General features: G+C 60.9%; 25 protein-coding genes and 1 tRNA gene. 17 read left to right on the forward strand and 9 right to left on the reverse strand.

Features of this window, described 5'->3' with window-relative positions:
- The first annotated feature begins 24 nt into the window (after positions 1-24).
- A complete protein-coding gene (locus tag AC2GXZ_RS16365) occupies positions 25-987 on the forward strand; it encodes a patatin-like phospholipase family protein (protein WP_483760211.1) in 963 nt (320 codons plus the stop codon).
- A 42-nt stretch (positions 988-1029) separates the two neighbouring features.
- Here AC2GXZ_RS16365 and AC2GXZ_RS16370 read toward each other — a convergent pair whose 3' ends face one another.
- Complete coding sequence (locus AC2GXZ_RS16370) at positions 1030-1464, reverse strand: CBS domain-containing protein (protein ID WP_483760212.1); 435 nt, start codon at positions 1462-1464, stop codon at positions 1030-1032.
- 153 nt (positions 1465-1617) lie between these two features.
- Positions 1618-2400, reverse strand: a complete 783-nt coding sequence (locus AC2GXZ_RS16375; RefSeq protein WP_483760213.1) for a rhomboid family intramembrane serine protease — start codon at positions 2398-2400, stop codon at positions 1618-1620.
- 223 nt (positions 2401-2623) lie between these two features.
- Between AC2GXZ_RS16375 and AC2GXZ_RS16380 the strand changes: the two genes are divergently transcribed.
- The 6 genes from AC2GXZ_RS16380 to AC2GXZ_RS16405 all read left to right on the forward strand — a co-directional run bounded on the left by AC2GXZ_RS16380 (position 2624) and on the right by AC2GXZ_RS16405 (position 8011).
- On the forward strand, positions 2624-3217 hold the full coding sequence (locus AC2GXZ_RS16380; protein ID WP_483760214.1) for a PAS domain-containing protein: 594 nt from the start codon (positions 2624-2626) through the stop codon (positions 3215-3217).
- Between the two features lie 80 nt (positions 3218-3297).
- Complete coding sequence (locus AC2GXZ_RS16385; RefSeq protein WP_483760215.1) at positions 3298-3909, forward strand: PilZ domain-containing protein; 612 nt, start codon at positions 3298-3300, stop codon at positions 3907-3909.
- Positions 3910-4498: 589 nt separating this feature from the next.
- A complete protein-coding gene (locus tag AC2GXZ_RS16390) occupies positions 4499-5113 on the forward strand; it encodes a transglutaminase-like cysteine peptidase (RefSeq protein ID WP_483760216.1) in 615 nt (204 codons plus the stop codon).
- Between the two features lie 138 nt (positions 5114-5251).
- Positions 5252-6013: a hypothetical protein gene (locus AC2GXZ_RS16395; protein ID WP_483760217.1), complete on the forward strand. Its 762-nt coding sequence runs from the start codon at positions 5252-5254 to the stop codon at positions 6011-6013.
- Between the two features lie 112 nt (positions 6014-6125).
- Entirely contained in the window at positions 6126-7640 is a 1515-nt protein-coding gene (locus AC2GXZ_RS16400; protein ID WP_483760218.1) for a serine hydrolase, read from the forward strand.
- 92 nt (positions 7641-7732) lie between these two features.
- Complete coding sequence (locus tag AC2GXZ_RS16405) at positions 7733-8011, forward strand: hypothetical protein (RefSeq protein ID WP_483760219.1); 279 nt, start codon at positions 7733-7735, stop codon at positions 8009-8011.
- On the opposite strand, the gene AC2GXZ_RS16410 is transcribed toward AC2GXZ_RS16405, so the two are convergent.
- Together AC2GXZ_RS16410 and AC2GXZ_RS16415 are read right to left on the reverse strand one after the other, a co-directional pair.
- The gene (locus tag AC2GXZ_RS16410) at positions 8008-8445 is read right to left on the reverse strand and encodes a DUF1489 family protein (protein ID WP_483760220.1); all 438 of its coding nucleotides are present in this window, start codon (positions 8443-8445) and stop codon (positions 8008-8010) included. The genes AC2GXZ_RS16405 and AC2GXZ_RS16410 overlap by 4 nt on opposite strands.
- An 82-nt stretch (positions 8446-8527) precedes the next feature.
- Positions 8528-9928: an L-serine ammonia-lyase gene (locus tag AC2GXZ_RS16415; RefSeq protein WP_483760221.1), complete on the reverse strand. Its 1401-nt coding sequence runs from the start codon at positions 9926-9928 to the stop codon at positions 8528-8530.
- 472 nt (positions 9929-10400) lie between these two features.
- Between AC2GXZ_RS16415 and AC2GXZ_RS16420 the strand changes: the two genes are divergently transcribed.
- Positions 10401-11093: a DUF599 domain-containing protein gene (locus AC2GXZ_RS16420; protein ID WP_483760222.1), complete on the forward strand. Its 693-nt coding sequence runs from the start codon at positions 10401-10403 to the stop codon at positions 11091-11093.
- A 12-nt stretch (positions 11094-11105) separates the two neighbouring features.
- Positions 11106-12113: an acetyltransferase domain-containing protein gene (locus AC2GXZ_RS16425; RefSeq protein ID WP_483760223.1), complete on the forward strand. Its 1008-nt coding sequence runs from the start codon at positions 11106-11108 to the stop codon at positions 12111-12113.
- 16 nt (positions 12114-12129) lie between these two features.
- Here AC2GXZ_RS16425 and AC2GXZ_RS16430 read toward each other — a convergent pair whose 3' ends face one another.
- Together AC2GXZ_RS16430 and mgtE are read right to left on the reverse strand one after the other, a co-directional pair.
- Positions 12130-12516 (reverse strand): MerR family transcriptional regulator, encoded by a 387-nt coding sequence (locus AC2GXZ_RS16430; protein WP_483760224.1) that lies wholly within the window; start codon positions 12514-12516, stop codon positions 12130-12132.
- A gap of 61 nt (positions 12517-12577) precedes the next feature.
- On the reverse strand, positions 12578-13993 hold the full coding sequence (mgtE, locus tag AC2GXZ_RS16435; protein ID WP_483760225.1) for a magnesium transporter: 1416 nt from the start codon (positions 13991-13993) through the stop codon (positions 12578-12580).
- Between the two features lie 164 nt (positions 13994-14157).
- On the opposite strand from mgtE, the gene AC2GXZ_RS16440 reads away from it, so the two are divergent.
- From AC2GXZ_RS16440 to AC2GXZ_RS16450, 3 genes are all read left to right on the forward strand, one after another.
- A complete protein-coding gene (locus AC2GXZ_RS16440; protein ID WP_483760226.1) occupies positions 14158-14649 on the forward strand; it encodes a peptide deformylase in 492 nt (163 codons plus the stop codon).
- A gap of 66 nt (positions 14650-14715) precedes the next feature.
- Positions 14716-14967 carry a BON domain-containing protein gene (locus AC2GXZ_RS16445; protein ID WP_483760227.1) on the forward strand — a complete coding sequence of 84 codons (252 nt, stop codon included), beginning with the start codon at positions 14716-14718 and terminating at the stop codon, positions 14965-14967.
- Positions 14968-15022: 55 nt separating this feature from the next.
- Positions 15023-15520: a BON domain-containing protein gene (locus tag AC2GXZ_RS16450; RefSeq protein ID WP_483760228.1), complete on the forward strand. Its 498-nt coding sequence runs from the start codon at positions 15023-15025 to the stop codon at positions 15518-15520.
- Between the two features lie 12 nt (positions 15521-15532).
- Here the strand turns inward: AC2GXZ_RS16450 and AC2GXZ_RS16455 are convergent, their stop codons facing one another.
- Positions 15533-15955: an OsmC family protein gene (locus AC2GXZ_RS16455; RefSeq protein WP_483760229.1), complete on the reverse strand. Its 423-nt coding sequence runs from the start codon at positions 15953-15955 to the stop codon at positions 15533-15535.
- 3 nt (positions 15956-15958) lie between these two features.
- Positions 15959-16681, reverse strand: a complete 723-nt coding sequence (gene lipB, locus AC2GXZ_RS16460; RefSeq protein WP_483760230.1) for a lipoyl(octanoyl) transferase LipB — start codon at positions 16679-16681, stop codon at positions 15959-15961.
- A 211-nt stretch (positions 16682-16892) separates the two neighbouring features.
- On the opposite strand from lipB, the gene AC2GXZ_RS16465 reads away from it, so the two are divergent.
- Positions 16893-16977: transfer RNA gene (locus AC2GXZ_RS16465), tRNA-Leu, on the forward strand.
- A gap of 146 nt (positions 16978-17123) precedes the next feature.
- Here the strand turns inward: AC2GXZ_RS16465 and AC2GXZ_RS16470 are convergent.
- Complete coding sequence (locus AC2GXZ_RS16470; protein ID WP_483760231.1) at positions 17124-17423, reverse strand: hypothetical protein; 300 nt, start codon at positions 17421-17423, stop codon at positions 17124-17126.
- 234 nt (positions 17424-17657) lie between these two features.
- On the opposite strand from AC2GXZ_RS16470, the gene AC2GXZ_RS16475 reads away from it, so the two are divergent.
- The 4 genes from AC2GXZ_RS16475 to AC2GXZ_RS16490 all read left to right on the forward strand — a co-directional run.
- A complete protein-coding gene (locus AC2GXZ_RS16475) occupies positions 17658-18590 on the forward strand; it encodes a DMT family transporter (RefSeq protein WP_483760232.1) in 933 nt (310 codons plus the stop codon).
- A gap of 84 nt (positions 18591-18674) precedes the next feature.
- Entirely contained in the window at positions 18675-19385 is a 711-nt protein-coding gene (locus AC2GXZ_RS16480; RefSeq protein ID WP_483760233.1) for a hypothetical protein, read from the forward strand.
- A gap of 70 nt (positions 19386-19455) precedes the next feature.
- Positions 19456-20070: a GNAT family N-acetyltransferase gene (locus AC2GXZ_RS16485; protein WP_483760234.1), complete on the forward strand. Its 615-nt coding sequence runs from the start codon at positions 19456-19458 to the stop codon at positions 20068-20070.
- Positions 20071-20191: 121 nt separating this feature from the next.
- The coding region (locus tag AC2GXZ_RS16490) for an alcohol dehydrogenase catalytic domain-containing protein (protein WP_483760235.1) at positions 20192-20477 on the forward strand (286 nt) is incomplete at its 3' end.

Raw genomic sequence — 20477 nt, forward strand, 5'->3', positions numbered from 1 at the left:
CGTCGGCCGCGGAGTTGTAAAACGATGCTGAATTGGAGTTGGAACCGTCACGACCGTCAGGCCGCGTCACAGGATAGCGGCCTCGTGGCGACGGATCATCCGGCGCCTCCGGTGGCCATCGCCCCGCCCCGCAAAGCCAAGCTTGCGCTTGCGCTCGGTGGCGGTGCCGCCCGCGGCTGGGCCCATATAGGTGTTCTGCGTGCACTGGACGAGGCAGGTATCGAAGTCGGCATGATTGCCGGCACATCGATCGGCGCGCTTGTCGGCGGGTGTTACCTCTCCAGCAAGCTCGACGAACTGGAAACCTTCGCAAGATCCCTCACAATGCGCCGCATCGCAGCCCTTCTCGACCTGACCATCGGTGGTGGCGGGCTTCTGGGCGGCATGCGGCTGACCAAACGGATGCAGGAACATCTCGAAGGCCTGACGATCGAGGATCTCGATCGTCCCTTCGTCGCCGTCGCCACCGAGTTGATGACCGGCCACGAGATATGGATATCCAGCGGTTCGCTGATCACCGGGCTGCGCGCCTCTTATGCGCTGCCCGGCATTTTCGAGCCGGTCAAATACAACAACCGCACCCTGGTCGATGGCGCGCTGGTCAATCCGGTACCGACCTCCGTCTGCCGCGCTTATGAGCAACCGCTCGTCGTCGCCGTCAACCTGAATTACGATATTTTCGGCCGTTCCGCCGTGGTCAAGCACAATGCCAGTGTCCAGACGGTCGACGAGGCGGTCCGCGAAAAGACCGACGAGGTACGGGTCAGCGTCACCGGCACCATGGTTCAGGCCTTCAACATCATCCAGGAGCGCATTTCGCGTGCAAGGCTTGCCGGCGAGCCGCCGGATCTGTCGCTCCATCCGCGCCTCAGCGATATCGGGCTTTCCGAATTCCACCGTGCCGGTGAAGCAATCGAGCGCGGTTACGAGGAAACAATGGCGCAGATCGGCGCCTTGAAGCGGATGCAGGATGTGTTCGCCCGCTGATACGGGCGAACCTGTTTCCATCCGAAAGCTGTGAAGGCAGCCTTAGCTGGCGATATAGGCCTTCATCTGCTCGGCCTCGTGCTCGACCTCGCGCATGCGGGCCTTCACCACGTCGCCGATCGAAATGATCCCGGCAAGCTTGCCGTCGGTTTCGACGGGAACGTGACGGAAACGGCCGGCCGTCATCATTTCCATGACTTCCTCGACCGTCTGCTCCTCGCGACAGCGCGTCACGCCGGTCGTCATCATCGTCTGGACCGTTTTTTCAAGCGCCGCGACCCCATGCGTGGCGATCGTCCGGACCAGGTCGCGCTCGGTGAAGATCCCGGCGATCCGTCCCTCCAGGCCGGCAACCACGACGGCACCGATCTTCCTCTCATTGAGTACCGTTGCCACATCCAGCAGCTTTCGGTCCGGCTCCACCGTCTCGACAGCGCGTCCCTTGGCTTCAAGCATCATCTTCACGGTAGTCGACATGCTATCTCCTTACCCATCCATCTGGCCAAGTCGCTTGGCCAATCCAATCGACCGATTGGCGTTGCGCAACTCCCCTCCTCCGGAAATTTCGCACCGCCGTCCCATACATCGGCGATTGTAGATCGGCCCAGACGCGAGTTCAAGCGCGCCGACTTACACCTCACGGTAGCGAATGGGATCAAAGAAACCGAACAGAAGGAAGCCGAACAGGAAGCCGCCGATATGGGCATCCCAGGCAATTTCGCCGGCATCGCTGCCGATCAGCGGCAGGCCGACGGCGATCAGGATGTTTCCGAAGAACCACATGGCAGTGAAAATCACCACCGTGCGATTGGAAAACGCGCCGATGATCGACTGGCGCGGATAAAGATGACCGTGGGTGCGGTCATAACCACCACCTTCCGGAAAGGCAAAACGGCAGGCCGCGCCCATCAGCGCGGAAACCACGCCGGACGCACCGATCAGCAATGTCTCCTCCTGCCAGTGAAGCGCCGCATGAAAAAATGCCGCCGCCGCCGCCGACAATATCCAGAAGACGATGTAGCGGAATGCACCAATCCGGCGCACGACCGGCGTTCCGAAGGCGGCGAGCCACAAACCGTTAAAGGCGATATGCTCGACACTGCCATGCAGCAGCGAATAGGTCACCGGCGTCCATAGCCACTCAAGCCCCTGATCGGAGAGCGGAAAGGCGTATCTGACCGGGGTGAACGCCAGCGTGATGATGAAGGCGGCACGCGCATCGTCACCCAGCACATATTCCTGCACGACATAGAGCAGAACCAGAAGACCGAGCGTGGCGAGCAGGATTGTCGGCACGTTGAAGACCGGCTGGCGCTCGTGCCTGTCATCGCTCCACCGCCCTTCGTCATCGTGCGGCACGCCGTCTTCGGGGATCACACCATCCTCGGGGGCCTTCGGGGGCCGGTCGTCCATGGCCAATCCTTCCTTCTGTAATGACCCTTTGCCATACATGAGCGATACCGGCTTGGAAAGAAGGCCCCGGCGGTCCGCCGGCACCATCCTCACCCACCCCAATGCGTCTCCATCCGCCCCGGATCGCTGCCCACAACGTCAACTGGCACGGTTTTCGCTGGGTATAGACCGACAGCAGGATTTTATGGGGTGACGTGGCTCATAATCGAACAGGATGGCATGCATGCACAACACGGCAATACAAGAGATCTTTAACTATTGGAACGACTTAAGAGGTAGCCGGCCGACGCCGCTCCGCTCCGAGATCGATCCCGTAGCATTGCGCCGTTTCCTGCCACATCTGTTCATCGTCAGCACCGCCGAGCAGGAAAAGCCATGTTTCGCACTGGCCGGCACGCGCATCTGCGAAATCTTCGACCGCGAGCTTCGCGGCAGCGACTATGCCTCCATCTGGATGGGCGCCAATGACGACCGGCCGGCGGCAGTCCTCCAGAACGTCCTCTTCTACGAAAGACCGGCACTGGTCGACGCCCGGACCCCGGTCGATGGCGAGGACTATCCGCACGACCTCCTGCTGATGCCCGTCCGCTCCTATGGCCAGCGCAGCGACCGGGTTCTCGGTGCCCTTGTGCCGCGGCAGACGGCGCTTCCGCCACTGGCGCTTCCGGTGGCCGGTCTCATGCTCGAAAGCTGGGGCTTCCTGCAGCCCGATGGTACCCGCCCGACCATCAGCAGCGATGCGGATGTCTCGACCTCGGTCCCCGTCACCTTCTTTCGTCGCCTGATCGGTGCACGCCATGCCCAACCCGGGCGTTAGCCGCGGAGCCTGAAACAACCATCTGTTAACTGCCTAATGTTATCTCTGCTCTGTAAATTCAGACCAGAGTCGTGACACCGATGTTTTCCTTCCAGCAGGCACAGGCGCAACCGATGCAGACGATCGCGGCCCAGCGTTCGTTTCAGCGCGTCACTGTCAATGTCGAAGGACGGCTGATGCTGGCCGATCACGAAGAATATCCCTGCAGCGTCATCGACATGTCGCCAGGCGACGTGGCTTTGGTCTGCGCCGGCCAGCCGCGCGTCAACGAGCGCGTCATCGCCTATCTCGATCACCTCGGCCGCATTGAGGGCAATGTGCTCAGCCTCTCGGGTGACGGCTTCGTGATGTCGATCAATGCGACCGACCGCAAGCGGGAAAAGCTTGCCGCGCAATTGACCTGGATCGCCAACAAGCACGAACTCGGCCTGCCGGAAGACCGGCGCCACGACCGACTGACGCCGCGCGATACGTTGACCGAACTGACGCTCGAAGACGGTAGCCGTTATGCCTGCCGCCTGATGGACTTGTCCCTCTCCGGCGCCGCAGTCGATATCGAGATCCGCCCGGCGATCGGCACGCCGGTCAGGCTCGGCAACATGCGTGGCCGCGTCGTCCGCCACTTCATGGAAGGCGTCGCAATCGAGTTCGCCTCGGTCCAGTCGCGCGAAGCCCTGACCTCTTTCCTCTAAGAACCAGTCCGCCCAAGACCCGAATTCCCGTACAGCCACCGGCAGGCGGGACACCAGCTCTGCGCGACTGATCGACGGCCGGCGCGCTCGAGGCATTTCGCCACAAAACCCCACAAAGCCCGCATCGAACCGCCTCGATTTTCGACGCGCATAAAGCTTTGACAGCGCGCGCAAGACGCAAATCCGTCCAAAAATCATCCACCTCAGAAAAAAATGTGCCTTTTCGGGATTTTTTTCGCAGCCGTTTCGACCCCGATTCAACCGGGTTTCGAAGTGTTTTCCGCCGCTCCGATGCGGCAGCAGCAGTCATTTTCGAGATGAAAAATCCGCGCCGCCCGGCAATCCTCCGGGCCGGCCCGCCACCAGACCCATCGAAAAATCAGTCACTTGGCAAAGACCGGATAAACTTTGGTTCTAATTTTAATCGAATTCGGCGCGAATTTTATCTGCATTCGAGTCAAATACGCTGCGTGTTTTATCCGTGTTTTCGTCAATCTCTATTAGAATAAGCGATTGATTTTACGACGCTATTTTGCAGTCGATCAAAGGCTGTTTGGCAATGTCACCTCAACGAACGGGGTGACAGAAAATGATGCTTGCGAAAAGACTTGCACAAATACTCATGACCGCCGCCATCGCCATGGCTGCCGCGGCTCCATCTTTCGCCATGCCGGCAGGTGCCATGCGCGTGATCGGCAAGGCCAGCCCGCCGATCGGCCATTACGAGTTCTGCCAGACCTATGTCAGCGAATGCCGGCCGCTTGCCGGTGGCGACAAGGGCCCCCTGGCGCTGACGGAAGACAAGTGGCGCACGCTGCTCGACGTCAACTACACCGTCAACACCACGATCACCCCGATGACCGACATGGAAATCTATGGTGTCGAAGAGCGTTGGGCCTACCCGACCACCGTTGGTGACTGCGAGGATTTCGTTCTCCTCAAGCGCCGGATGCTGATGCAGAAGGGCTTTGATGCCTCCGACCTGCTGATCACCGTTGTCCTGCAGCCGAGTGGCGAAGGCCATGCAGTGCTGACCGTGCGCACCGATCGCGGCGACTACGTCCTCGACAACATGCGCAACAAGGTCCTGCTCTGGACCGACACCGAATACACCTATCTGAAGCGCCAGGAAGCAGCCGATCCGGGCCGCTGGGTCAAGCTTCAGGACGGCCGCGCCGTCGCCGTCGGCAGCGTCAGCCAGTAATCGTCCTCCGGCCATCGGCCGGAGCCTTCGGTTTACACAAAATTAACCCTGCCCGCGCGACAGTAGCGGGCAGAGGCGATTGGACCCCGTATCCCTGTTCAGGTCCCGCATAACGACATCTGGACACGGGGCCATATCATGACACGCCGCGCATCCGCGCCGCCGCAGCAAGAACTGCCGCTGATCTCCCAACGTTTTCTTATGAGGCTGGCGCTCGTCACCGTCATTCTTGTGGCCGCGACGCTTGCGATCAGCATCGGCGGCCGCTGGCTGGGCCAGCGCATGGCGCTTGGTGGCCACTCCGAAAGCAGTCAGAGCCTTGCGGTCGCGATCGGCGAAGACACGCTGCAGATCCCGGAAAATACGATCCGCTTCGAGGAGCAGCGCCATGCCGGGAAGGCCGAACGGGTGGATCTCTACCTGACATGGCCGGGCCTGGAGGGCTACAGCCAGCAGCGTCGCGACAGTTTCGACAATGTCGACCGCCCGGATCTCCTGCTCTTCCTGCAGATCTCCCAAAGCACCATGTCGAGGGACATGTCTGGCCGACTCGAACCGATCTATGCGCAGCTTTTCGACGGACGACCGGTTGCCTTCGACCACGGCCTGACGCTGCACCGCCTGCGCGCCACGAGCGGCTACGGCCAGGAAGTGCTCCTGACCGCCCAGCGGCCCGGCCAGCCGGACTACGCCGTCCGCTGCCTCCTCCCCACAGCCGGTGAAAAACCGACGGGCGGTGATTGCCAGCGCGACATCCATATCGGCCACGACCTGAGCGTGCTTTACCGATTCTCTTCGAGCCTGCTGAAGGACTGGGACCATATTGATGCCGCAGTTGGCGGTTTTGTCGGCGCGCGGCTGGCCGCGGCCGGTGAGGTATCTGGCCTGAAAGACAACTAAAATGCCTCAAATCGACGAAGGCAGCCGTTCATCATAAACCTCTTGGTAACGCTGATCTCCTAGATTGATCCTCAACGTTCCGGGGTGGGGGCACGTCCGGATCACCTGAGAAATGACCAAATCAATGAGTGCGGCAGTGTTGAAAACCATCTTCTCGGCGTCCATCCCCAAGGACGCAGCGAAAGCACAGGCAAAACGCCTGGGATATCTTTTTGCAATCGCGTTATCGTTGTCTGCCGTGGCGCAGACTGCGCATGCCGAGCCGAAATATGCCGGCATCGTTGTCGACGCAAAGACCGGCAAGGTCCTCTATGGCGAAGATCCGGACGGACTGCGTTATCCTGCTTCGCTGACCAAGATGATGACCCTCTATCTCACCTTCGAGGCGCTTGAAGCCGGTCGTTTCTCGCTCGACTCGAAGGTTCCGGTCTCCGCACATGCAGCATCCGAGCCTCCGTCCAAGCTTGGCGTTCGCCCCGGCGGCATCATCACCGTCGATCAGGCCATCCGTGCGCTTGTGACCCGTTCCGCCAACGACATGGCGACAGCTCTCGGCGAATATGTCGGCGGCAACGAATCGCGTTTCGCCCAGATGATGACGAGCAAGGCCCGTGCGCTCGGCATGACCCGCACCACTTATCGCAATGCCAACGGCCTGCCGAACACCGCGCAGATGACCACCGCACGCGACCAGGCTCGCCTTGGCATCGCACTGCGCCAGCATTTCCCGCAATATTACGGCTATTTCTCGATCCGCTCCTTCCAGTACGGCAAGCAGGTGATCGGCAACCACAACCGTCTCGTTGGCAATGTCCCGGGCGTCGACGGCCTGAAGACCGGTTACACCCGCGCCGCCGGCAGCAACCTTGCGACATCTGCACAGCTCGACGGCCGTTCGATCGTTGCGGTCATCCTCGGCGGACGCTCCAGTGCGGCCCGTGATGCCACGATGCGCAAGCTGGTTGCCGAATACATGCCCAAGGCATCGCGGGGCAATACGTCCAACCTGATCGCCCAGGCAGCACCGTCAGCACCTGCAACGCCCGTGCCACGCACGCCAGCGGTTGCTACGGAAGCCTCCGAAGGCCGCCAGGTCGCAGCCTTCGACCTGCCCAATAGCGGCCCGGTTCCCGACACCCGTTATACGGAACAGGCAAAGCCTGCCATGGAAGTTGCCACCGCCTATGCAGGCGAAAGTGCCCGCAGCCGCTCGGCAAGCCAGGCACTGGCCGCCATCGCTCCTCCGGCATCCGTGCCCTCGGCCTCGTCCGAAACCGTGTCGAAGCGCCAGGCCGCCTCGACCCGCCGCGACCTTGCCGAGGAAACCGTCGACGACGTGACCACGGCATCGACGAAGACAAGTTCCAGATCCTCCGCCATGTCAGGCTGGGTCATTCAGATCGGCGTCTCTCCAAGCGAGAAGATGGCCCTCGATCTCCTGCAGAATGCGCAGGATAAAGGCGGCAAGGTATTGCGTTCCGCCAAACCATTCACGGTCGCCTTCAACAACAAGGGCGAACAGATCTACCGTGCCCGATTTGGTGGTTTCGACGACCAGAAGACGGCAATCGACGCCTGCACCGTTCTGAAGAAAAAGGGCGTAAGCTGCTGGGCGTCGGCTCAGTGAGGAAAGAGGCCTGAAACACCTCTCCCTCAACACCACGCCGCATGTGGCGGCGTGGAGAAATCTCGAATTGTAATGCGTAAGCGGGGTTTCCGATGGGAATGAATGAAAACAGCGCCAACCTTGGCATGGCACATCTGTCTCGGGCCAAGGGCGTCGCGCTCAATCCGCTTCACGAAGCGGCGATGCGACTGGCTGGCCTAGGCATCAGCCGGTCGAAGGAAAAGACCAAGGATCTGGTCTCGATGCTTCTCAGCCACGGCGCACGCGCCTGGCGCCAGTCGCAGCCGGAAGCTGGCATACACTTGCATGTTGCGGCCCATTCCGGCCGCTCGCCGGTGCGCATGCGCCTTCCGGCCAAGACGACGATCTAAAGCAGTCCAAGTTCCGACAATTCGCGGCGCAGGTCTTCCGGCAGCGCCGCGACGTCGTCTCCGAGTGCACCGAGGTCGCGCGGCGCTTCCTCGTCCTTCAGATAACGCCAGCCCTGAAACGGCCGCTTCGGCTGCGAGGCGGTTTCGATCACTTCCGGACCAAGCACGAGTTCGCATCTCTGGATGCCGTCCTCGCCCTTGAAGGTTCTAAGATCCAGCAGTTTCTGCCGCGCCGAAACCTGCCCCTTGATCACCCAGTAGAGCGAACCGCCATCGAGCAGTTCCTCGACGCGCTTCGGCACCATCCGGGTCGTGTGGATGCTGTGCGGCTCAAGGCCGGCGACCATGGCGGTCAGTGCCCGATCAGACACCCAGTCCCTGAGGTCCTGGATACTGTCGGCGCCAACACAAAGCTTGATGAGATTTAAGGCCATGACGGTTTCAAAGACCCGCAGGCTCTTTCAGTCAAGGTCTAAGTAGCGGCAAGCGGCCGTCACTCCACAGTGACGGCGACCTTCAGCACTCGACGACATTGACGGCAAGGCCGCCGGTCGAGGTTTCCTTGTATTTCTCGCTCATGTCGTTGCCGGTCTGGCGCATCGTCTCGATACAGGCGTCGAGCGGCACGAAATGGGTGCCGTCACCTTTCAGCGCGAGCGATGCAGCAGTCACCGCCTTCACCGCACCAAGCGCATTGCGCTCGATGCAGGGAACCTGGACGAGGCCGGCGATCGGATCGCAGGTCATGCCGAGATGGTGTTCGAGGGCGATTTCGGCGGCATTTTCGATCTGCTCGGGCGAACCGCCCATCACCGCGGCAAGCCCGGCAGCGGCCATTGCCGCTGCCGAACCGACCTCGCCCTGACAGCCGACTTCGGCGCCGGAAATCGAGGCATTGTGCTTGATGATCCCGCCAACGGCAGCAGCCGTCAGCAGGAATTCGCGGATATCCGCCTGTGTCGCATCCTCGTGGAAATGCAGGAAATATTTGAGCGTCGCCGGAATGACGCCGGCAGCCCCGTTGGTCGGGGCGGTGACGACGCGACCGCCGCCGGCATTTTCCTCGTTGACCGCCATCGCATAGACCGAAAGCCAGTCATTGGCGAGAAGCGGATTGGGGCGATTGCTGCGCCACTCCTCATTCAGGCGATCATGGATCGCCCTCGCCCGCCGCTTGACCTTGAGACCGCCCGGCATGATGCCATCGACCTTAAGGCCGCGGTCGATACAGCCGTTCATAGCATCCCAGATAGCATCGATCCCCTCGTCGAGCGCCTGTCCATCGATCCGGGTCAGTTCGTTGGCCCGTTTCATCTGGGCAATGCTCATTCCTGCCCCTTGTGACATGGCAAGCATCTGTTTGGCCGTCGCAAAAGGATAAGGCACCCGTTCGCCACCTGCCGCATCCTTGCTCGCCCGCATCGCCGCAAGTTCGGTATCGGTGACGACAAAGCCGCCACCGATCGAATAGTAGATCCGCTTCAGAAGCAGCCGTCCGTCCTTGTCGAGCGCCGAAAAGCTCATACCGTTCGCATGGCCAGGCAGAGGCTGTTTCTTGTCGAAGACCAGATCGGTTTTCGGCTGGAAATCATAGGCAGGATGCCCCTGCGGCGTCACCCGCCCGGTCCGCTCGACCTCGGCGATGATCTCGTCCATCCGGTCGGGATCGACCGTATTCGGCGCCTCCCCCATCAGGCCGAGGATCACGGCCCTGCCCGTCCCGTGACCGATGCCGGTAAAGGCGAGTGATCCGTGCAGCGAGGCAGACAGCGCCGCCACATGCGCGCCGGGCGGACGCGGCCATTCATCCGAGAGGATGAGATCGAGAAACCGGTTGGCAGCCGACATCGGCCCCATCGTGTGGGAACTCGACGGCCCGATGCCGATCTTGAAGACGTCGAAGACGGAAAGAAACATGGTGGTCCCAAAAATCCCGGTTCCGGGTGAAATCTGCCCGGCAACAGTGCCTGCTGGATATCCGTCAGGCTATGCCATATCAGTGTGCCGTCATGTTGACCGTCCGACACCCGTTTGAGCATCAACGACATGGCAGCCGCGTCCCATATGCTGCTTCGCTTATCGAGAAGCAAGAGCGGCAAGGTTGAACCCGGCGATCGGCGATTTGCACGCGGAGATCCATGCGCCGGAAACTCCCCCCTGGCCTGCCGACCACCTCCCCAACAAAGGGGGAGAAGACCTGTGGCAAGCGCCTGCCTCAATCGAGCCGCGACAGAGCGACCGGGGTAAGCCCTCCCCCCTGTGGGGAGGGTCGGGAGGGGGCTTTGGGACCAGCAGTCGACCTGTTTGCGATGACGGAGCCCCTTGCCGCCGCCGCCGAAACAAAGCAAGAGAGGCGGACGACACTGTTTTCCGATCCCGGCAGCTTCCCATGATTCTGGCTGATTACGTCGCGCTCGCCCTGTTTGCCTTTCTCTGGGCAGCCTATTCCTGGTTCACCGCCGGCTCCGGCGGACGTTTCCTGCCGCGTCAAAGCCTCAACAAGGCCATGGCCGAGCGCCGCCAGCGCTGGATCTACAATGCGCTGAAGCGCGAGTTGAGGATGATCGACACGCAAATCTTTGCCGGTCTGCAGAACGGCACCGCGTTTTTCGCCACCTCGTCGATCTTCGCGCTCGGCAGCTGTTTTGCGGTTCTCGGCGCCACCGACAAGGTCGATGCAGTATTTTCCAACCTGCCCTTCGTTCCATATGGCGGCCGCGCCGCCTTCGAGATGAAGGTCGGCGGACTGGCCTTTCTGCTCGGCTACGCCTTCTTCAAGTTCGGCTGGGCCTATCGCCTGTTCAACTATTGTACCATCCTTTTCGGCGCTTTGCCGATGACGCGGGAGGCGGAAGCCAATCCCGTCCACGCCCACAGGGCCGCCGATCACGTGGTCAGGATGAACACCATCGCCGCCAGCCACTTCAATGCCGGCCTGAGGACGCTTTTTCTGTCGATCGGTTATCTCGGCTGGTTCGCCGGGCCCTATGTGTTCATGGCAACGACGGTGCTGATCATCGTCGCCCTGCTGCGCCGCCAATATTTTTCCGAGGCGCGGCTTGCCATCATGGAAGACGATTAAGGACATCAGATCTTGAGTGCAGCCGACACCCATTCACTACCGCCGGCAGGTGAGCGTACGCCGCGTATCCTGCTGATAGACACGCTGCGCGGCGTCGCACTGATCGCCATGGCGTCCTACCATTTCACCTGGGATCTGGAATATTTCGGTTATGTCGATCCCGGCACGGCGACGCAGGGATTTTTCCGGCTTTATGCGCGCGCCATCGCCAGCTCCTTCCTGTTCCTTGCCGGCGTCAGCCTTGTTCTGGCGCATGGAAAAGGCATTCGCTGGCCTTCCTTCTGGAAGAGGCTCGGCATCGTCGCCGGTGCCGCCCTTCTGATCAGCATCGCCACCTTGTTCATCTTCCCGCAGGAATGGATCTATTTCGGCATCCTGCACAATATCGCCGTATCGAGCCTGATCGGCCTGGCCTTCCTGCGGCCGCCGCTTGTTGTCGCCTTCGTGGTTCCGCTGCTGATCGTTACGGCGATGGTCGCCGATGCCACCGTCCTGCCAGGCATGCTGCAATCGCAGTTCTTCGATACGCGGTGGCTGGCCTGGCTAGGGTTTGCCGAGTTTCCGCCGCGCTCCAACGACTATGTGCCGCTGTTTCCCTGGCTCGCCGCACTGATCGGCGGCGTGGCGATTGCCCGCCTGGCGCTTTCGCGCGGCTGGAATGTAAGGCTTTCGCAAGTCCAGCGCCGCGACACGCTGCTGGCAAAGGCCGGTCGCAACAGCCTGATCGTCTATCTGGCGCACCAGCCCATCCTGCTGGCGCTTGTCTATCTGTTTTCGCTCATTCACCCGGCGCCGGTGCCCGATCCGCGGATCACCTATGTCAACAGCTGCCAGCCGAGCTGCATGCGCGAGACGAATGACGCAAGGCTCTGCCAGAGCTTCTGCGGCTGCACCGCCGACAAGCTGCTCAGCGAAAACCTGATGACACCGTTGCAGAGCGGCGCAGTCGGTCCGCAGGACAGCCGCATCCAGATCCTCGCGCAGGAATGTTCGATCAGCGCCGAGCAGCCGTCCAACTAGAAATTAAAAGCCGAAATCAGGTGCCGACGCCGAGTTCGGCCATCCGTGTGAGGCAGGCTTCCTCGACATTGTCGAGCTCGGTCAGCGTGTCGTCGATATCCTTGCGCTTCTGGCGAAGCTCGTCGCGTTTTTCGTCAACCCGCTTCATCAGCAGCTTCAACTGCCCCGTCTCACCGGGCGGCTCCTTGTAGACCTGGATGATCTCGCGGATTTCGGCAATGGTGAAACCGATCCGCCGGCCACGCAGGATTTCGACGATCAGCCGGCGGTCGGCAGCGCGAAACATCCGGGTCCGTCCACGGCGCTCGGGATGGATCAGGCCTTCGTCCTCGTAGAATCGAAGTGTGCGGGTCGACACGCCGAATTCGCGCGTCAGCTCGGTAATGCTGTAATATTTGTCCACGTCGGTTCCTTGCTGTGGACCGCGAAAATAATTGACTTTTACGTAACAGTCAAACCGCGTGCTATTTGAGCAGCCACACCGTCGCAAGGCCCAGAAAACTCATGAACCCGGTCATGTCGGTGATGGCGGTGACGAAGACGGCGGAAGACACGGCCGGATCGGTGCCGGCCCTGTCCAGCAGCATCGGGATCATCATGCCGGCCATGGCGGCGGCGAACATGTTGATCATCATCGCCGAGGCGATCACCATTCCGAGATGAAAATCAGCGAACCACCATCCGGCAACCGAGCCGACGACGGTTCCAAACAACGCGCCATTGATCAGGCCGACACCTGCCTCGCGGCGCACCACACGCCAGGAATTGTGGATATCGAGATCGCGGGTGGCAAGCGCCCGCACCGTCACCGTCATCGTCTGCGAGCCGGCATTGCCGCCCATGCCGGCGACGATCGGCATCAGGATCGCCAGCGCCACGATCTCCTCGATCGTCGCCTCGAACAGCCCGATGACCGAGGCCGACAGGAAAGCAGTGACGAGATTGACCATCAGCCAGGGCACGCGCGACCGCGATGTATCCTTCACCGAGTCGGACAGTTCTTCGTCACCGACGCCCGACAGGCGGCGAAGGTCCTCTTCCGCCTCCTCCTGGATCACGTCGACCACGTCGTCGATGGTCAGGACGCCGACCAGCCTGCCGTTTTCATCAACGACGGCCGCCGACAGAAGATCGTATTGCTCGAAGATCTGCGCCGCTTCTTCCTGGTCCATATCCGCCGGGATCGGGTGGTTCATCTCCCGCATGATGGTTTCGATGCGGTTCTGCCGCTTGGTGCGCAGGATCCGGTCGAGATCGATGACGCCGAGCAGCCTGAAGGTCGGATCGATCACAAAGATCTGCGAAAAACTGTCCGGCAGGTTTTCCTCGTCGCGCAGATAGTCGATCGTCTGCCCGACCGTCCAGAATGGCGGCACGGCAACGAATTCCGTCTGCATGCGCCGACCGGCGGAGCTTTCCGGATAATCGAGCGCTCTTCTGAGCCGCACCCGTTCGGTAAACGGCAGCTGCGCAAGGATTTCCTCGCGATCATGATGGTCGAGGTCTTCGAGAATGTAGACGGCATCGTCCGAATCGAGATCGCCGATCGCCGCCGCGATCTGCTCGTTCGGCATCTGCTCGACGATCTCCATACGGATCGCCTCGTCGACTTCGGTCAGTGCCGTGAGGTCGAAATCCTTGCCGAGCAGTTTGACCAGCGCCAGGCGCTGGTCCGGCAGAATCGATTCGAGCAGGTCGCCGAGTTCCGATTCGTGCAGCCCGGCAACATTCTGCCGGAGGAACAGCACATCCCGGTCGGCGATCGCAGCCCCTACCCTTGCGAGGAAAACGGAGCGGATCGAGCCGTCATCGGAATAGATATCGTGGCGATCTTCGCCGGCCTTCTGGCGGGTGACGGTCTCGTCCCGGATGTCGCTCATTGGCCGCCCTCGCACCAGTCATTCCACGCCAACAGAATGGCGCCTGAAAACGTATAGTCAACAATCAGATAGCATGAAAGACTGAAGCAAACCGATACACCGGACAGCTGTGAATCCGATCACCGATCGGCATCTGCAAAAAGCCGCCGCGAGAAAGACCGACCATGCCCATTCGCCCCATCCTTCGGTATCCCGATCCGGGCCTTTCCATGCCCTGCGAACCGGTGACACAATTTGACGACGAAATCGTCGCACTGGCCGGTGACTTGCTCGAAACGATGCGGGCGGCCCCCGGCGTCGGCATCACCGCCGCGCATATCGGCGTCTTCCGCCGTCTCTTCGTGCTTGAACTGTCACCGCAACAGGGACCGCTTCATTACGTCAATCCACAGATCCTGTCGGCGAGCAGCGAAACGATCCGGCATATGGAGGGCAGCGTCTCCATGCCCGGCGCAACCGAAGAGGTGGAGCGGCCGCGCCGCATCCGCCTCCGTTATCAGGATCTGCAGGGCAAGATCATCGAGGAAGAGGCGCAGGATTTCCATGCCGTCTGTATCCAGCATGAGATCGACCAGCTCGACGGAATTTTCTGGCTGCGCCGCCTGTCCCGGCTGAAACGCGAGCGGCTGGTGAAAAAATGGCAGAAGGAAAAATGACCGCCCAGGCGAACCGACGGGAGGTTCGCGCGTTATCCGGTCATGGTTGAAACGAGGAGAAAGACCATGACGGAAATATCCAAGATCACCGGCAATGAACTGGGTAACGAAGTAAATGCCCGCCTTGCATCGCTTCCCGATGTCGATGCCTCGGCAATCGCAACCCGTGTCGAAGGAACCACGGTCGTGCTGGAAGGTTCGGTCGACACCATCATGTCGGCCCGCAAGGTTATCCTGGCGACGGAGACCATGGACGGCGTGCACGATGTCCAAAACCATCTGACGCTGACCGGAAAGACCGACGACCGCCCGCATTGATGCCGGCCGATACCGTCACGCGATGATGCCGGTCAACAGATCCAAGGAGGCAGATATGCCGCTGAAAAAAGACATCGACGATAATTCGCGCGAAGAGGATTTTCGCGACTACGACGACCGCAATATCGACGACGGCTGGCCTTATGCGGACAAGCCCGGCGCGGGCTCAGGTCCGGTCGACAATGCCGCCTATGGCAATGTCAGCCCCAATATTGAAACGGACCGCAATCCGGGGTTTACCGTCGATGACGCAGGTTTCGACGGACTGGAAGAGCCGCTGAAGGACAGTCTGCGCCCCGGCACCATGGGCCTGGAAATGTCTGACGATCTGGAAGAGCGTATCACCGATGCGATCGAGGCGCTCGATATTGTCGACATGGACCTGATCGACGTGCATGTCGATCGTGCCACGGTGACGGTTGAAGGCGAAGTCGATGACGCCGAAACGTCACGCCGTATCCTTCGCGCGGTGCAGACGACGTCGGGTGTGCAGCGCGTCGTCAATCATCTGCGTCTGGCCGGCGTCGACAGCCGTATTCCCGACGAAGACTGACGGCTTGCCGTGTCACTTCAGGGTGACGGATATGGCCGGGGGCGTTTTCAGCGTATTGCTGACGGTGCAGATTTCCTCGGCCATCTCGATGATCGCATGCCGCTCGTCATCCGTCAGCGGGCCCTCGACGCTGATCGAAACAATGACTTTTTCGATACGAAAAGGTTCCTCGTGGGATTTTTCGCCGGTCACATCTGCTGAAGCGCTTTTGAACCGTTCCAACAGGCCGAGCCTGCTGGCGGCAATCCGGGCGCTCAGCACAAGGCAGGCCGAGAGCGACGAAAACATCAGGTCGAGGGGATTGAACCCCTCCTCGGACGCACCGGTGACGATGCCCACCTGCCCGCCCGTCCGGCTTATCACCGAAGGGTGACCGTTGCGCTCGAGCCTTGCCGTCGTGCCGATCGGGCGTTTCTTGATCTTCACGTCGACCATCGGTCAGCTTGCCTCGATAACGGTCGGCCCGAAAATCTCCTCGAATGCCTGGCGCAACCGGATATCCACATCCTGCATCATCACCAGCATACCGAGATCTTCGAGGCTAGTGACACCATAGGCGCTGACGCCGCAGGGCACGATGCCGGAAAAATGGCTGAGGTCAGGATCGACATTGATCGCCAGCCCGTGAAAGCTGACCCAGCGACGCAGACGGATACCGAAAGCGGCAATCTTGTCTTCCGCCATGGATCCATCCGGCAGACGCGGTTTTTCCGGCCGGCGGACCCAGACCCCGACCCGGTCCTCGCGCCTCTCGCCGCGCACATTCATCAGGTCGAGCGTGCGGATGACCAGTTCCTCAAGAGCCGCGACATAGGCCCGCACATCCTGTCGTCGGCGTTTCAGGTCGAGCATCACGTAGGCCACCCGCTGGCCGGGACCGTGATAGGTATATTCGCCGCCGCGCCCGCTCGGATAGACCGGAAATCTGTCAGGCTCGATCAGGTCGGCCGAATCGGCACTGGTGCCGGCTGTGTAGAGCGGCGGATGTTCGAGCAGCCAGACGAGTTCGTCGGCCCGGCCGTCGGCAATATCCGCGACCTCGCGCTCCATCGTCGCGAGCGCCTCTTCATAGGAGATGGGACAGTCTGAAATGCGCCAGCGTACCGGCGGACAGTCCGCCGCAGGCAGCATCAGGTGGTCGAGATCGGTTCGTGTCTGCATTTGAGCCTTCTGGCAAGAAGATCAGGGCTTGGCAAGGCGCCGAAGCGGCCCGGCAATATCCGCACTTCATGGAGGCGGTTGGACGCGGCCTCGATATGGGGATTGTGGACTAAGAATTTTATCCTTCAAAAAACTGTCACGGCACACTTGTGCTGCCGGAATCCATTTGCTAGATGCTCCCTCGCCGAAGCAATTCGGCTCTACCACGGATGCGGTCGTGGCGGAATTGGTAGACGCGCAGCGTTGAGGTCGCTGTGGGGCAACCCGTGGAAGTTCGAGTCTTCTCGACCGCACCAAAAGAACCCGGCTTCGGCCGGGTTTTTTGTTTTCTGCCCGGCGGTTGCCGCTTTTTCTTCATTCACATTACTAACTGCAGGCCGGGCCGTTCGAGGCCGGCCTATTCGCCTCCGTTCAGGCGCACGTTACCCGTCCTCGCCTCGCCTCAGACATTGCGCGATCCCTGTACTGCCAGTGACTGGATCACCAGCCGGCAGTTCTCGTTTTCCCTTGGAAGAAGCGTCATCGGGTCGGTCAGCCCCAGGCCGACGCTGATCCCGTTGGCCACCGCCCAGCCCCAATTGTCCTGCGCGTAGCGAAGAAGCTCCGGCCCTTCGACCGATATGCAGGCCCTGCCCGCCTCGACCAGTTCCTGTGAAGGAACACCCCGAAGACGATCGGAAAGTTCGGCCTGCAACGGCGTCACGACGAAAATGGCAAACAGATAGCTGATCAATGCCGACAAGGCGGTCTCCTGTGTTGTGACAGGAAGATAGGTCGCAGCAAGCGGCCGTGCCAGTGGACGAGAGCGACAAGCGTGGTCTGGGCGACACGGCAGGCCGGTTAAAGTCTCCCGATCTCGCCGACGGCGCCCGTCTGCAAGAAATTCAACCCGGCAGCAATGCCGTCGCCTCACCACCCAGGCTTGAACCATACCACCGGCTGTGATTGAAGACTGCGACCCTTGCGAGTGACGCCGATGTCCGATTCCTCTGCACAGAACCCGATCAGGGGCATGGCGATCATGGCAATCTGCATGATCGTTCTGCCGACCATGGACGCGATCGCAAAATACATGGCGACGTTCGAGACCATGTCGCCGGCCCAGGTGACCTTCTACCGCTTCTTTTTCCAGTTCGCGGCGCTTCTGCCGATTGCCCTCTTCGTTCCCGGTGCCATGCGAGGTGGAAAGCGGCCATGGATGAACCTGCTTCGCGGAGCACTGCATGCCGCGGCCAGCCTGATGTTCTTCATGGCGGTAAAATACATGCCGCTTGCCGACGTATTCGCCATCTATTTCGTCGAACCCTTCATGCTGACGATGATGTCGGCGCTTTTCCTTGGCGAGAAGGTAGGCTGGCGGCGCTGGCTGGCCATCGTCATCGGCTTCGGTGGCGCAATGATCGTCATCCAGCCGAGCTACGAGATCTTCGGCTGGACGGCGCTGCTACCGGTCCTCTGCGCCTTCCTCTACACGCTTTATCTCTTCCTCAACCGGGCGATCGGCGACGCTGATTCGCCGCTGACGATGCAGTTCGTCGCAGGCATCGGCGGAACCCTGTTCATGACGGCAGCGCTTTTTGCCGGACACACGGTCTATCCGGTGGAATTCGAGGTTTCCCTGCCGTCATCGGGCCTTGGGCTGATCCTGCTTGTCATCCTCGGCAGCATATCCGGCTATATGCACCTGCTTGTCGTGCGCGCCTTCCGCATGGCACCGCTCTCGCTTCTGGCACCGTTCCAGTATTTCGAGATCATCTCGGCAACCGTATTGGGCTACCTGCTGTTTTCCGACTTTCCGACGGCACCCAAATGGCTCGGGATCGCCGTCATCGTCGGCTCCGGCTTGTTCATAATCTGGCGCGAGCGTGCCAGGGCGAGACAGATCTTGCCAGAATCTCCTGTCGCATAATCTTCGTTAACCGCGCTTCTTTTCGGCCTCTCAACTTATCCGCTCTAAGAGCCATATCAGTTTCATGATGAAACGGAGAAAGAGATGAGCGGCATACGCTTTTCTTTTCCGGCATGTGTCATCGCCGGAAAGGGCCGCATTGATAGGCATGACCTGCTGATTCTGCGAAAATACGCGTTTGCGGATGGAATCCGCAGTTACGACGACGCACTCCTGCTTTTAGCCCTCAACGATATGTGCCCCCTCCACTGTGACGAGTGGCCGGCCTATTTCGTCGAGCAGCTGGCAAGCTTCATCGTTGATGAAGCGCAGCCAAGGGGGCGCCTCGACGCCACCAAATCGGCCTGGCTGATGCGAGCGCTGGCGCTCGACGGCCGGATCGAACACCCCCTGCAACTCGAATGCCTTCTGCATGCGCTGGAACGCGCCGACAGTTGTCCGGACATTCTCTCGGCCTTTGCACTCGACCAGTTGCGCCATACGCTCTGCAGCAGGACGGCCGGCGCCGGTCCCGTCACGCGGCAGCGTCTCGGCGGCATCACCGCCGATGATCTCGCCTATGTCTGGCGGATCCTCAGATGGCGCGTCAATGCCGGGCGACTGTTCGTGTCCACGCTGGAAGCCGCAAGCCTGCGGATGATCGGCAATGTGGTGCAGGACCGCGACAACCATCCCGGCTGGGCTGATGTCATGGCCTTCGTGACCGGCGATGCACATGCCGTCGGAAACCTGCGCACGCGCCCCTGGCTGATGAGCCCTGCAGGCGACGCCATATCGGACGAGCGGGTGGCCTGACACGGCGGTTCTACCGATCGGGTGCCAACGGATAGTTGACAACCGATCGGCAAACCGGTCCAAGGGCGGGATGCAGACGTCGAACCCTACGCTCCCCTTCGGTTACTCGCCGGTCCCGGCCGGCAAGCTCGCCAATATGGTCACCTGCCTCGAAATGTTCGAGCGCCCGCCGGCACGCCCCCTGCCGCCGGAAGCCGGTCTTCGGGTCGAGCGCTGGGCAAACCCCACGGTCCACGACTATCGCGATCTCTATCGGCGTGTCGGAGAGGACTGGCTGTGGGTTTCGAGACTGGTCATGCCCGCAGACGAACTCGAAGCGATCATCACCCATCCACTGGTCGAGATCTTCGTGCTGACCGATGGCGAACGCCGGCTCGGCCTGGTGGAGCTGGACTTCCGTGAGCAGGGCGAATGCGAGCTCGGTTATTTCGGCGTTGTCACCGATGCGATCGGCAATGGCTCCGGCCGGCTGATGATGAATGCGGCAATCGACCATGCATTTGCAAAATCGATCCAGCGCTTCTGGGTCCATACCTGCAATTTCGATCACCCGGCGGCACTCGCCTTCTATCAGCGTTCCGGCTTTCGCCCCTACGCATTCATGGTCGAAGTCTGCGACGATCCGAGGATTGACGGCCGCATGCCGCGCGATGCCGCTCCGCATGTGCCACTGATCGAACCTTGACCCTTTAACACCCCGATTACGACATGACGTGTCCGGTTCCGGCTTGAGCAGCTCCGCTTCGTCATGCAAAAGTCCGCCCAGATTCTAGATTTATAATTGAGTACCAACAGGAGAGACAAGGATGGATGTCCGCGCCGCCGTTGCCGTTCAGGCTGGAAAACCGCTGGAAGTGATGACCGTGCAGCTCGACGGCCCGAAGGCCGGCGAAGTGCTGGTCGAGGTGAAGGCCACCGGCATCTGCCACACCGACGACTTCACCCTGTCGGGCGCCGATCCGGAAGGCCTGTTTCCGGCGATCCTCGGCCATGAGGGTGCCGGCATCGTCGTCGATGTCGGTCCGGGCGTCACCTCGCTGAAGAAGGGCGACCACGTCATTCCGCTCTACACGCCGGAATGCCGCGAGTGCT

This window comes from Aliirhizobium sp. YIM B11859 (assembly GCF_057163345.1).

What these genes read in the sequence shown, in the direction of transcription:
- AC2GXZ_RS16380 (WP_483760214.1), top strand. Translation starts at nt 2,624, where the DNA reads ATGCACAACACGGCAATACAAGAGATCTTTAACTATTGGAACGACTTA.
- AC2GXZ_RS16365 (WP_483760211.1), top strand. Translation starts at nt 25, where the DNA reads ATGCTGAATTGGAGTTGGAACCGTCACGACCGTCAGGCCGCGTCACAG.
- AC2GXZ_RS16410 (WP_483760220.1), bottom strand. Translation starts at nt 8,445, where the DNA reads ATGGCCTTAAATCTCATCAAGCTTTGTGTTGGCGCCGACAGTATCCAG.
- AC2GXZ_RS16395 (WP_483760217.1), top strand. Translation starts at nt 5,252, where the DNA reads ATGACACGCCGCGCATCCGCGCCGCCGCAGCAAGAACTGCCGCTGATC.
- AC2GXZ_RS16370 (WP_483760212.1), bottom strand. Translation starts at nt 1,464, where the DNA reads ATGTCGACTACCGTGAAGATGATGCTTGAAGCCAAGGGACGCGCTGTC.
- AC2GXZ_RS16385 (WP_483760215.1), top strand. Translation starts at nt 3,298, where the DNA reads ATGTTTTCCTTCCAGCAGGCACAGGCGCAACCGATGCAGACGATCGCG.
- AC2GXZ_RS16375 (WP_483760213.1), bottom strand. Translation starts at nt 2,400, where the DNA reads ATGGACGACCGGCCCCCGAAGGCCCCCGAGGATGGTGTGATCCCCGAA.
- AC2GXZ_RS16455 (WP_483760229.1), bottom strand. Translation starts at nt 15,955, where the DNA reads ATGGTCGACGTGAAGATCAAGAAACGCCCGATCGGCACGACGGCAAGG.
- AC2GXZ_RS16405 (WP_483760219.1), top strand. Translation starts at nt 7,733, where the DNA reads ATGGGAATGAATGAAAACAGCGCCAACCTTGGCATGGCACATCTGTCT.
- AC2GXZ_RS16480 (WP_483760233.1), top strand. Translation starts at nt 18,675, where the DNA reads ATGAGCGGCATACGCTTTTCTTTTCCGGCATGTGTCATCGCCGGAAAG.
- AC2GXZ_RS16440 (WP_483760226.1), top strand. Translation starts at nt 14,158, where the DNA reads ATGCCCATTCGCCCCATCCTTCGGTATCCCGATCCGGGCCTTTCCATG.
- AC2GXZ_RS16400 (WP_483760218.1), top strand. Translation starts at nt 6,126, where the DNA reads ATGACCAAATCAATGAGTGCGGCAGTGTTGAAAACCATCTTCTCGGCG.
- AC2GXZ_RS16450 (WP_483760228.1), top strand. Translation starts at nt 15,023, where the DNA reads ATGCCGCTGAAAAAAGACATCGACGATAATTCGCGCGAAGAGGATTTT.
- AC2GXZ_RS16445 (WP_483760227.1), top strand. Translation starts at nt 14,716, where the DNA reads ATGACGGAAATATCCAAGATCACCGGCAATGAACTGGGTAACGAAGTA.
- AC2GXZ_RS16415 (WP_483760221.1), bottom strand. Translation starts at nt 9,928, where the DNA reads ATGTTTCTTTCCGTCTTCGACGTCTTCAAGATCGGCATCGGGCCGTCG.
- mgtE (WP_483760225.1), bottom strand. Translation starts at nt 13,993, where the DNA reads ATGAGCGACATCCGGGACGAGACCGTCACCCGCCAGAAGGCCGGCGAA.
- AC2GXZ_RS16390 (WP_483760216.1), top strand. Translation starts at nt 4,499, where the DNA reads ATGATGCTTGCGAAAAGACTTGCACAAATACTCATGACCGCCGCCATC.
- AC2GXZ_RS16485 (WP_483760234.1), top strand. Translation starts at nt 19,456, where the DNA reads ATGCAGACGTCGAACCCTACGCTCCCCTTCGGTTACTCGCCGGTCCCG.
- lipB (WP_483760230.1), bottom strand. Translation starts at nt 16,681, where the DNA reads ATGCAGACACGAACCGATCTCGACCACCTGATGCTGCCTGCGGCGGAC.
- AC2GXZ_RS16475 (WP_483760232.1), top strand. Translation starts at nt 17,658, where the DNA reads ATGTCCGATTCCTCTGCACAGAACCCGATCAGGGGCATGGCGATCATG.
- AC2GXZ_RS16420 (WP_483760222.1), top strand. Translation starts at nt 10,401, where the DNA reads ATGATTCTGGCTGATTACGTCGCGCTCGCCCTGTTTGCCTTTCTCTGG.